This window comes from uncultured Gilliamella sp., from assembly GCA_945271295.1.
Lineage (GTDB): Bacteria > Pseudomonadota > Gammaproteobacteria > Enterobacterales > Orbaceae > Gilliamella.
Map to the genome: position 1 here is coordinate 109,976 of CALYPG010000001.1, position 12,158 is coordinate 122,133.

Below are 12,158 nucleotides of genomic sequence, written 5' to 3' on the forward strand. Positions count from 1 at the left end.
CCATGTATAATTTTAATCTTTGTAAAAAATTGCCATTAGTAGTTTGTTTTAGTTTATTTTCATTTAGCTCGATAGCTGATGTACCAAATCAGAATTCATCTGAGTCAACTTGGGAAAAAAATAAGCCTTACCAAATTACTATTTTACATACCAACGATCATCATGGTCGTTTTTGGCAAAATGATATTGGTGAATATGGACTTTCAGCACAAAAAACCGTAGTTGATCACATTCGCCAGGAAGTTACCGCTAAAGGTGGTAAATTATTGTTATTATCTGGTGGTGATATTAATACAGGTGTCCCTGAATCAGATGTATTACAAGCAAGACCCGATTTTATAGGTATGAGTGAAATTGGCTATGATGCAATGGCGGTCGGTAATCATGAATTCGATCATCCATTGCCAATTATTCGCGAACAACAAAAATGGGCTTCTTTTCCTTTTTTATCAGCTAATACTTATTTCAAAGATAGTGATAAACGCGTTTTTGATGCTTATAAAATATTTAATTTAAATGGAATTAAGGTGGCTGTATTTGGTTTAACTACTGATGATACTATCTTCCTAGCGTCACCTAAAAATACTGATGGTATTGAATTTCGTAAAACCTTACCAGAAGCACAAAAAGTGATAGCACAAATCAAAACCACTGAGCACCCAGATATGATTATTGCTGTCACACATATGGGGCATTATGAGAATGGTGAACATGGTTCAATGGCACCGGGGGATGTTGAATTAGCCAGAGGATTGCAATCTGGTGATTTAGATATGATTGTCGGTGGCCATTCCCAAAATCCAGTTTGTATGGCCAGCCCAAACAAACGAATTACTGAATATGTACCTGGTACACCTTGTGCACCAGATCAGCAAAATGGAACATGGATTGTTCAAGCGCATGAGTGGGGAAAATATGTTGGCAGAGCTGATTTTACTTTTTTAAATGGTAAATTAACATTACAAAATTATCAATTAATCCCAATAAATCTGAAAAAAGAAGTGGATAATGGTAATGGCACTAAGCGGTTAGAATATTACACCCAAGAAATACCACAAAATAAACAGTTATTAGAACGTTTGACGCCTTATCAAGAACAAGGAAAACAGCAATTACTTGTCAAAAGTGGGCAATTAATTGGTCGTCTTGAAGGTGATCGTAGTATTGTAAGATATCAACAAAGTAATATGGGACAATTATTATTAAGTGCTTTTGTTGAAAAAACTAATGCTGATATTGGTATTATGTCTGGCGGAATGATTCGTGATTCATTAATAGAGGGCAATATTACTTATCGTGATATTTTAAAAGTCGAACCATTTGGCAACAGTGTGGTTTATTTTGAATTAACAGGTGCCGAATTAATTGATTATTTGAAAGTAGCAATAAGCAAAAAACCAGGGGCAGGGGCCTATGCTCATTTTAAAAATCTGATTATTACTAAAGAAGGTGAAAATATAGTTGATGTGAAAATCAAAAATGAACCGCTTGATTTGCAAAAACGTTATCGTATAGCGACGTTAGACTTTTTAGCTGCGGGTGGAGATGGGTATCCGATAACGAATACTTTACCAACTTATGTTGATACCGGCTATCGTGATGCTGATGCAGTAAAACAGTATTTTGAAACGCATTCACCTATTAATGCAACTGATTATGAGCCAACACCATTTATTTTAGATAAATAAATTCAGTTTAAATATTACAATTTAAAATTTAATCATTTAAATGCGGTAATGAACTAGTTAAATTATAAAAAAGAGATAATTAAATTTGTTTTTTATCTCTTTCCTTTATGATCGAAAACTCAAGTTTAGAATGATTCACAGATATTTGCTTTTAGCACTGAGGTTAATATGAATATGACAGAATTTCAAAGCAGTTGTTATAACATTGTCACTGATCCTAATTTATCACCCAAACAAAAATCCCATTTACTTGCTTTAGCCGCCGAAAATAATCTACCTTATGTTACTCTTGATAGCGAAACAGAAAAAGCCTTAAATGAACGTGTAATTTGTGACATGTATGAGGGGCATGCACCTTATAAACCGCGATATGTATTACCTGATTATGCCAAATTCCTCAAACAAGGATCGCAATGGTTAGAACTTGCACCAGCAAAAACCTTTGATGATGCAATAAATATGTTAACCATTGCCTATCATCATGTTCCCTCTGTTACCGGAATGCCTGTTTATTTAGGTTGCTTGGATCAATTATTACTGCCATATATTGGTAATCTCAATGAAGATGAACTTTATGATCGTTTAAAACATTTTTGGATTATGCTTGATCGTAATTTACCAGATGCTTTTATGCATGCCAATATAGGACCTACCGATAATATACTCTGTCGGTTATTATTACGTATTGATAAAGAACTTAAGCAAGTCGCACCAAATTTAACCTTTATTTATGATGAACAAATAACACCTGAAGCATTATTATCTATAGCAATTGGCAATATTTGCGAAACAGCCAAACCACATATTGCCAATAATAATATGATTAAAAAAGATTTTGATGAAAAAGGATATGGCGTGGTCAGTTGCTATAATTCATTACCAGTGGCTGGTGGTGGCAGTACACTTGCACGAATCAATCTTAAAGAGGTTGCATTACGGAGTAAACATATTGATGATTTTTTGCAAAACACTCTTCCTTATTATTGCGAACTGCAATTAAATCTTATCAAGGCTAGATCTGAATTTCTTTATGAAAAATCGAACTTTTTTAGCGGTAGTTTTTTAGTAAAAGAAGGATTAATCGATGCCAATCGCTTTGCACCAATGTTCGGTATTTATGCAATGGCTGAAGCGGTAAATATTTTACAAGAAAAATCAAATCTTGCTGGACGCTATGGACAAGATGAAGATGCCAATGAACTTGCGTTAACCATTACCAAACAACTTGCCGAATTTGTTGACAATAATACACTCAAATACGCTTGGCAAGGTAAAGCCATGTTACATGCTCAATCAGGGATTAGCTCTGATCGTGGCACAACACCCGGACTAAGAATTCCTTATGGTCATGAGCCCGATCCAGTTAATCATATTATGGCTTTATTTAAACATCATCATTACTATAACTCAGGCATTAGTGATATTTTAACTGTTGATGAAACCATCAAAAATAATCAATCAGCCTTATTGCAAATTTGTAAAGCCGCTTTCCAAATTGGTTTTCGTGAATTTACTGCCAATATAAGTGGTAATGATCTTGTTCGTGTAACGGGTTATATGGTGAGATTATCGGATATTGCTAAATATAAACAAGAAGGTTCACGAATTAATACTACCTTTTTGGGCAGTGAAGCAGCAGATGATACTGAAGGTAATAGTTACTTATGCCGAACACCGAGAGTGATTAGTCATGAGCAAATCATGGGCAATCGTTAATAAACTTTTACCCTTTTCTTGTGTCGATGGGCCTGGAAATCGTTTTGTTATATTTTTACAAGGATGTAACTTTCGCTGTTTAAATTGCCACAATCCCTACACCATATCGTTATGTAAGGATTGTGGTGATTGTGTCGATACTTGTCCTCATCAAGCCTTATCATTAAAAAATAATAAAGTCATATGGCGTGCTGATGTTTGTCAGCAATGTGATACTTGTATTAATACCTGTAGTTATAACTCAACACCAATGACCTATCACTATAGTGTTGATGATATTTTAAAAACAATCCGCAAATATTTGCCTTTTTTAACGGGCATTACCATTAGTGGTGGAGAGGCAACATTACAGTTACCTTTTATTCAAAACCTATTTAACACCATAAAACAATCTGATGATTTAAAACATTTAACTTGTTTTATTGATAGTAATGGTTATTTAGCTGCAACAGGATGGCAAAAAGTAGCAAATGTCATGGATGGTGCAATGATTGATCTTAAAGCTTGGAATAATCAAATACATATAAATTTAACTGGTCGAGATAATAAACGAGTTAAACAAACTATTGAATATCTTTCAAAAATTAATAAATTATATGAAGTTAGATTTCTTCTCATCCCTAAGCAAACCGATTTACAAGATAATGCAAAAAATATTGCAAATTTTATAAAGAATTTAAATCCAGCGATCAAAATTCGTATCAATGCATTTCATAATCATGGCGTGCATGGTATAGCCAAAACTTGGGAACCGGCAACCAAACAACAAGTTGATATTTTTGCTACACAATTAAGACATTACGGTTTAGAACACATTACGGTACCAACCATTTATTTATAATAGTTATATTTTCCTTCAAATATTTAATAACGAATCAAATTGCATACCTAAGACAGATTTATTGTCCGCAGAGTAATAACTTACTAATTATTAACAATAAATAAAATTACTTAAAATATAATTGAAAATGATTATCATTTAGTTTAGACTGCGCAATATTTGATCACTAAGGAGAGGTTAAAATGTCAATTTGTCCACTAAAACTTAATAAGTTTTCAGTATTAATATTAGCAACTACGTTTGCTATGCCCGCTTTAGCAGAAACCGTCAGCGATAATGATAAAACTGATGATGTCATGTACGTCGAAGGAAAAACAGAATATGCAACAGGTCGAGTAAAAGGCATTGTAGCAACCCGCAGTATGTTAGCAACCAAAAGTGATATTCCATTAATTAAAACGCCACAGTCGGTTTCTGTTATTACTCGTGATCAAATGGATTTGCAAAATGCTGCATCTGTTTCACAAGCGTTGCGTTATACATCTGGTGTATTTACCGAATATCGCGGTGATTCAAATAGAGCTGATGAAGTGAGAGTTAGAGGTTTTGGTTATGCGTCACGTTATTTAGATGGCCTTAATTATTCTGGAACATTAAACTCCCGTAATGTAGCCCTTAATCCTTGGTTACTTGAACGTGTTGAATTAATCAAAGGACCATCATCAGCATTGTATGGTCAATCCTCTCCTGGAGGGTTAATTGGCATGACCAGTAAACGCCCAACAGCTGAAACGATTCGCCATGTACAAGTTCGTGCCGGTAATCAACGTTTGCGCGAAGCTGCGTTCGATTTTGGTGGTGCTATAACCGATAAGATATTGTTCCGCTTGAATGGTATTGGTACGGAACGCGATGCGCAACCTAAATTTGTGCGGGATGAAAGTATTGCTATTGCTCCGGCACTAACTTTGATGCCATCTGAAAACACCACTTTTACTTTACTAACTAACTATCAAAAAGATCCGGAAGCTAACGACCGTAACTTTTTACCAAAACGTGGTACCGTTGATAAAAGTCATGGTAAAGTACCTTATGACTTTGCCATTAGCGATCCAAATTTTTATAAATCCTGGCGAGAACAATATTCTACCGGTTATGCTTTAGATCATGATTTTAATGATAATCTTACCTTTAGACAAAATTTACGCTATACCAAAAATACCCAACGATTTAAATATATGGTATACACTTTTGATGATGATAACTCTAATACGAGCATCTACCGTAGACCACAGACAGAACATATTAATAATAAAGAATTAACGGTTGATACTCGCCTTGAATCATTATTTGATACCGGCATGGTAACACACAATGCCACTTTAGGTTTTGATTATAAGTGGAATCGTGATGATAATCAGTTAAATCGAGCTTCAAATGGTTATATTATTGATTGGAAACATCCGCGTTACCATATTACTGTTCCTAAAGCTGGCGATAAATTGAATCCTCAAGATGATAATTTACAAGCATTAAAACAAATTGGCATTTATCTACAAGATCAACTTGAAATAGATAAATGGAATATTTTATTAGCCGGACGTTACGATAAATCAAAAGTGAATATCAAAAATCGTCTTGTAACTGGTAAGGATAAACGAATAGCAATTGACGATAATGCTTTTACTACGCGCTTAGGGGTATTATACGCTTTCGATAATGGTATATCGCCTTATGTTAGTTACAGTACTTCATTCCAACCCAATGCAAGTCTAGATATTAATAATAAAGCGTTTAAACCATCTAAATCAGCTCAAATTGAGACTGGTATAAAATATCAAATTCCAAATAGTAAAACCTTGTTAACTGCAGCTGTATATCATTTGAATGAAAAAGATGTATTAACTTATGATCGTTCTATTTGGCATAATGTACAAACTGGTAAAGTACGTTCTCAAGGCTTTGAATTTGAAGCACATTCTGAATTAACACCTAATATCGATTTAATAGCTTCTTATAGTTATGCTGATACTGAATACAAAAAAACTACAGTAGTTGGTCTAAAAGGAAATCCTATTGAGCAGACACCAAAACATCAAGCATCTATATGGGCGGATTATAAATTTATTGATGGTGCACTAAATGGATTATCCAGTGGTTTTGGTATACGTCATACAGGTAGTTCAAGTGGTTTTGAAAACAAAAATAATGATTATAGTCGTAAATATCGTTTTGCCGTATCTTCCTATACATTATATGATTGGACTCTGCGCTATGATTTTTCTGCAAAAATGCCAAGTATGAAAGGATTATCTTTGCAAGTTAATGCTAATAATTTATTTAACAAACATTACGTTTCCTCATGTGCTGGCGAATCAGCTTGCTTCTACGGTCTAGAACGTCAAGTTTCAGCAGCTTTAAATTATGATTGGTAATTTTTTGTCACATAAAAACAAGCAATTCTATTTAGGTGGAATTGCTTTATTAGCATTACCTTTATATGGTAATGCTAATTTACCTTGTATAGCTTTGGCGCCAGAAGCAACGATGGACAGCCAGCAATTGGATGATTCAGGCAAACTTTGTATACAGACCTATTTCAAACAAGATGATTTGATTGAAGGAAGTTATACTTCGCTAGATAAGCTAGATCTTTTGACCAAAGATCATAAGCATTTACGACAATTGAGTAGCAATAATAATGAATTTATTTTTACGGTGCCACAAAGTGATAATTATCAACTTATTTTGAGCGGTCAACCTAATCAATTATTTAAACTATCTTGGCAAGTCACACCAACCAACACCCCTAAAGCCTATACATTAATTAGTCCTGAGTTAATGAAACTTGAACAATCTTTATCAACCAATAAAGATACTAGTGTTTTTTGGCATAAAATCACTGAGCAAGGCACCCCTTTAATCGAACCGTATGATGAAAATCATGTGATAATGACATTTTTATGGCGGGGAGAGTTAAAAAATATCAAAATATTTGGTTCACCAACTGGTGATCACGATGACTTATATCATCTGGCTAATAGTGACGTTTGGTTTCGTAGTTACATCGTGCCTAAAACCACTCGTTATAGTTATCAGCTCGCACCTAATATTCCCATAACCGCAAAACCCATAGCGCAGCAAAGGCATGCTATTGTTGCAACGGCACAGCAAGATCCACTAAATCCTCATTTTTACCCAAGTGATGGGGTCGATAAATTTCATCGACAATCTTATGTTGAACTCGCTGACGCACCCGTACAATTTGGTATTAAAGCAGAAATAAACTCACCTAAAGGCAGTTTAACTCAATATAAATTTAAAAGTCATATTCTAAACAATGAACGCGATATCACGATTTACTGGCCAGCTAATATCAAAACATTGCCACTAGATGATCTAAACTTAGTTATTTTGTTTGATAGTCGCCAGTATCAACAAAAAACTGCTATTATTAATATAATGGATAATTTAATCGCGCATAAAAAAATCAGTCCGACGATTTTGGTGATGCTTGATACCATGGATAGCCAAACACGTTCCCAAGAATTACCGCCTTATTCAACAAAGTTAGCTGATTGCTTAGCCACCGAATTATTGCCATGGTTGAAACAACAACATATTGATGTTAAGTCAACTAATACCGTTATTGCTGGTTCTAGTTTTGGTGGATTAGCTTCGTCTTATATTGCTTTTTTATATCCACAGTATTTTCCTAAGGTATTGAGTTTATCAGGCTCTTATTGGTGGGGGCCAAAAAATCACACTGGTGAATGGCTCAGTGAGCAATTTGCCCAACAAGCACCTAAACCAATTAAATTCTACCTTAATGCAGGCTTATTTGAAGGCAACTTGCTAACTAGTAATCGTCATTTTAGCAATATTTTACGTGCTAAAGGCTATACTTATTTTTACCATGAAACAGCTAGCGGGCACGATTACTTACATTGGCAAGGCGAATTTGCCGAAGGTTTGCAATATTTATTAAATACGCACCATTAATATACCATAAATGATATTAGGCTTTATTATATGGTTCCATTGCTATTAGTCAACGGAACCATATTTTTTACTGCTTAATACTAAATAATGTTATTTATTTTTGTTAAACGCAGCGGCAAACGCATTTCCCATAGCACTATTACCCATAGAATGGTTATGATTTTGAGATTTAGCCGTTACTGATTTACCATTAGCCGGTTTTGTCGAATCTTGCTTAGGCATGACTGCATCATCTAGTCGCATGGTTAACGCAATGCGTTTACGAGCAATATCGACTTCCACTACTTTTACTTTAACAATATCACCAGCTTTAACTACTGTTCTAGGATCATCAACAAATTTATTGGATAAAGCTGAAATATGCACTAAACCATCTTGATGTACGCCAATATCAACAAAGGCACCAAAGTTAGTTACATTGGTTACCGCACCTTCCATAACCATACCGACTTTTAAATCTTGCATGGTTTCAATATTGTCAGCAAACTGCGCAGTTTTAAATTCTGGTCTCGGGTCACGCCCCGGTTTATCCAATTCTTTAATAATGTCAGTCACGGTTGGCACACCGAAATGATCATCCACATAATCAACCGCTTTAAGTGATTTTAAATAATTAGTATCACCTAAAATGTCTTTTAGTGATTTATGATTCTTATCTAAAATCCGCTCAACTACAGGATAGGCTTCTGGGTGCACGGCTGATGCATCTAATGGATTGTTGCCATTGGTAATGCGTAAAAAACCAGCACATTGCTCAAAGGCTTTAGGACCTAATCGCGCTACTTTTAATAACTGTTTACGGTCAGAAAATTGACCATTTTCATTGCGCCAATCAATAATATTTTGCGCGATGACTTTATTTAATCCGGCAATACGCGCCAATAACATCATTGAGGCGGTATTTAAATTCACCCCAACCGCATTTACGCCATCTTCCACCACTGCATCAAGCTTTTTCGCCAATAAGGTTTGACTCACATCATGTTGATATTGACCCACTCCAATTGATTTTGGATCGATTTTAACTAATTCGGCAAGGGGATCTTGTAAGCGCCGGGCAATAGATACCGCACCACGAATTGATACATCAAGATCGGGGAACTCTTGGGCTGCCAGTTCCGAAGCGGAATAAACTGATGCGCCGGCCTCACTGACAATCACTTTTTGCGCTTTAACTTCTGGGTATTTCTTTTGTACATCTAAATAAAAGCGTTCAGTTTCCCGTGAAGCGGTACCATTACCAATTGCAACCAGTTCAACTTGATACTTAATACAAAGTGCCGCTATTATCATGGCTGCCTTATCGGCTTGCCCAGTATGTGGGTAGATAGTTTCAGTCGCGACCAATTTACCGGTGGCATCCACTACTGCAATTTTAACACCAGTGCGTAATCCAGGATCCATACCCATGGTCACTTTCATACCCGCAGGGGCCGCCATTAACATATCATGCAAATTAGCCGCAAATACGTCGATCGCTTCTTGCTCTGCATTTTCGCGCAGAGTAGTCATTAATTCAGTTTCCATATGCAGCAAAATCTTAATGCGCCAAGTCCAATTAATTACTGCTTTACGCCACTTATCTGCTGGTTGATCATTAAAATGTACACCTAAATATTCAGTGATGATCTGTTCGCAATAACTTTCTTTAGGCGCTTCTTCATATTGCGGATCGGCATTTAATGAAAGTTGTAAAAAGCCTTCATTCCGCCCACGAAACATCGCTAAAGCACGGTGTGAAGGTACTTTTGAGATCAACTCACTTTGGGCAAAATAATCACGAAATTTAGCGCCTTCTTCCTCTTTACCACTAACGACTTGCGAAACTAAATGCGCATTGTTCCACAGATAGTGACGCACTTTGGCTAATAATGCTGCATCTTCAGCGAAACGTTCCATTAGAATGTAACGAGCCCCATCTAACGCAGATTTAGTATCAGCCACACCTTTATCTGCATCTAAATATTTCTCGGCTTCAGTTTCCGGATTTAATGTTGAGTTTTGCCATAAATCATCAGCAAGCGGTTCTAGTCCTGCTTCAATGGCAATCTGACCGCGAGTACGGCGTTTAGGTTTGTAAGGTAAATAAAGATCTTCAAGTTCGGTTTTACTAAGCGTTGAGATAATACTCTTAGATAATTCCGGTGTTAATTTACCTTGTTCTTCAATAGATTTTAAGATGGTTTGTTTACGATCTTCAAGTTCACGTAAGTAACTTAAACGGCTATCTAAAGTACGCAATTGGGTATCATCAAGCCCCCCAGTTACTTCTTTACGATAACGGGCAATAAAGGGAACGGTACTACCTTCATCTAATAATTGGATTGCAGCTAAAACTTGTTCTGGTTTTACGGTTAACTCACCAGCTATAATATGGCTAATTTGATTATTTATCATGATGTCTCAATATATTTTTTATCAATTAACGGAATTTGTTTTTATTATGAAAGGTGCTAATTATATAACAAGAGAGGGCTACTTAACACTCGAGTGTGAATTGAAATATTTATGGAAAGAAGAAAGACCCAAAGTAACTCAAGCCGTCTCAGATGCCGCAGCACTAGGGGATCGCAGTGAAAACGCGGAATATATATATGGTAAACGTCGGCTGCGTGAAATTGATAGGCGAGTACGTTTTTTAACCAAACGATTAGAATCACTCACCATTGTTGACCCTGATCCTCGGCAAGAGGGCAAAGTCTTTTTCGGAGCATGGGTAAAATTAGAAGACGAAAATGGTAATTTACAAGTTTATCGCATTGTTGGCGCTGATGAATTCGATCCTAAAAAGAACTGGATATCCATCAATAGCCCAGTTGCCAGAGCATTAATCGGTCACAAAGTTGATGATGAAATCTCAGTCATGACACCCAATGGCACTGCATTTTATTATATAACGGCAATTAGTTATAAAAGTCTAGATGTGTAAGGGTGTTTAAAATATAATCATTAATAATAGTGGGTAAGGGTTATCACATTGAAAAATATCAATAATTATCAGGAATAAATAAAACTAATCTGCTGCTCCAAGAATAGCGTAACGCCAAGACAAGGAACGATGATATTAATTGGGGTTTTTGTATTGGTATCTTTTAGAAAATGTCTTTGTGTGAATAAAGCATAACCGCACAATAGCTAAAAGATATGACAAATTGGCGAAAGATTATGTCAGCACTTTAATACTAGCTTGTTGGATAATGTAAAACGCAAAGTAAAACGGTAAAAATCATGAAATCGAAAAATCAACAATCCATAATTGGCAAACTATTTTTTATCAATAACTACAATAATATAGACAGTTTTATTAATAGTCTTATAATGCACCCAATATTAATGTCATTCATGAGAAAGGGAAAAATGGTATGAAAAAACTAGTTTTAGTTTCATTGTTAAGCATTCCAATGGTTGTTGCTGCATCAAATTGCGATCAAGTCAGTACCAGTATAGCCGAAAAAATTCAAAAAAATGGTGTTAAACCATCTCAGTTTCAATTAAAACTTTTGCCTACTGAGCAGTCACAACAACAAGTTGAAGGGAAAATTGTAGGTTCATGTGATGGTGGTAAACAAAAAATTATTTATGTGCGTTTAGATAAAGTACCTACTGCAACTAAAGCACCTGAAACAGCGCCGACTTCGCCAACAACTGAAGCAGCGAATTCAGTAGATGAATCACAGATAGATACTCAAAAACAAGAAACACCAGCACCTGCTTTAGAACCACAACAACAGCCAGAAGTAGAATCTGTTCCTGAAACATCACAAGATCAAGAATCTAAAGCAAATTAGTCTGATTGAAAACAAAATGGATTAAATTAAGATAGAGATTTAATCCATGGTTTGTTTTATATTAGGTCGCATTGACTGAGATTATACCAATTGAGCTTGATACGATTAATACTAGTAAAAGTAAAATAGTAATTATTTCAAATAATAAGCCTGATTAGTTGCTCCTTAATATTTTGATTACAA

8 protein-coding genes and 1 pseudogene are annotated in these 12,158 nt (G+C 35.4%); 8 read left to right on the top strand and 1 reads right to left on the bottom strand.

Annotation, left to right across the window (positions count from 1 at the left end):
* Positions 1-2 precede the first annotated feature (2 nt).
* The 5 genes from ushA to Q0K76_RS00580 all read left to right on the top strand — a co-directional run bounded on the left by ushA (position 3) and on the right by Q0K76_RS00580 (position 8,187).
* Complete coding sequence (ushA, locus tag Q0K76_RS00560) at positions 3-1,688, top strand: bifunctional UDP-sugar hydrolase/5'-nucleotidase UshA (RefSeq protein WP_294609633.1); 1,686 nt, start codon at positions 3-5, stop codon at positions 1,686-1,688.
* A 168-nt stretch (positions 1,689-1,856) separates the two neighbouring features.
* Positions 1,857-3,404, top strand: a complete 1,548-nt coding sequence (locus Q0K76_RS00565) for a YjjI family glycine radical enzyme (protein WP_363322351.1) — start codon at positions 1,857-1,859, stop codon at positions 3,402-3,404.
* A complete protein-coding gene (locus tag Q0K76_RS00570) occupies positions 3,379-4,245 on the top strand; it encodes a YjjW family glycine radical enzyme activase (RefSeq protein ID WP_294609638.1) in 867 nt (288 codons plus the stop codon). The genes Q0K76_RS00565 and Q0K76_RS00570 overlap by 26 nt, the downstream gene beginning before the upstream one ends.
* Before the next feature lie 182 nt (positions 4,246-4,427).
* Entirely contained in the window at positions 4,428-6,620 is a 2,193-nt protein-coding gene (locus Q0K76_RS00575; protein WP_294609640.1) for a TonB-dependent siderophore receptor, read from the top strand.
* Positions 6,610-8,187, top strand: coding sequence for an alpha/beta hydrolase-fold protein (locus tag Q0K76_RS00580; protein ID WP_294609643.1), 1,578 nt, complete (start codon positions 6,610-6,612; stop codon positions 8,185-8,187). The genes Q0K76_RS00575 and Q0K76_RS00580 overlap by 11 nt, the downstream gene beginning before the upstream one ends.
* A gap of 90 nt (positions 8,188-8,277) precedes the next feature.
* Here Q0K76_RS00580 and Q0K76_RS00585 read toward each other — a convergent pair whose 3' ends face one another.
* Positions 8,278-10,584, bottom strand: coding sequence for a Tex family protein (locus Q0K76_RS00585; protein WP_294609645.1), 2,307 nt, complete (start codon positions 10,582-10,584; stop codon positions 8,278-8,280).
* A gap of 46 nt (positions 10,585-10,630) precedes the next feature.
* Here Q0K76_RS00585 and greB point away from each other — a divergent pair, with 46 nt between their 5' ends.
* The 3 genes and pseudogenes from greB (at position 10,631) to Q0K76_RS00595 (ending at position 11,975) form a co-directional block, all read left to right on the top strand.
* Positions 10,631-11,116 carry a transcription elongation factor GreB gene (gene greB / locus Q0K76_RS00590; protein WP_294609648.1) on the top strand — a complete coding sequence of 162 codons (486 nt, stop codon included), beginning with the start codon at positions 10,631-10,633 and terminating at the stop codon, positions 11,114-11,116.
* Positions 11,117-11,261: 145 nt separating this feature from the next.
* Positions 11,262-11,390 (top strand): annotated as a pseudogene (locus Q0K76_RS12960) (IS5/IS1182 family transposase); the annotation flags it as partial.
* Positions 11,391-11,549: 159 nt separating this feature from the next.
* Positions 11,550-11,975 carry a DUF1161 domain-containing protein gene (locus Q0K76_RS00595; RefSeq protein WP_294609650.1) on the top strand — a complete coding sequence of 142 codons (426 nt, stop codon included), beginning with the start codon at positions 11,550-11,552 and terminating at the stop codon, positions 11,973-11,975.
* The last annotated feature ends 183 nt before the right edge of the window (positions 11,976-12,158 follow it).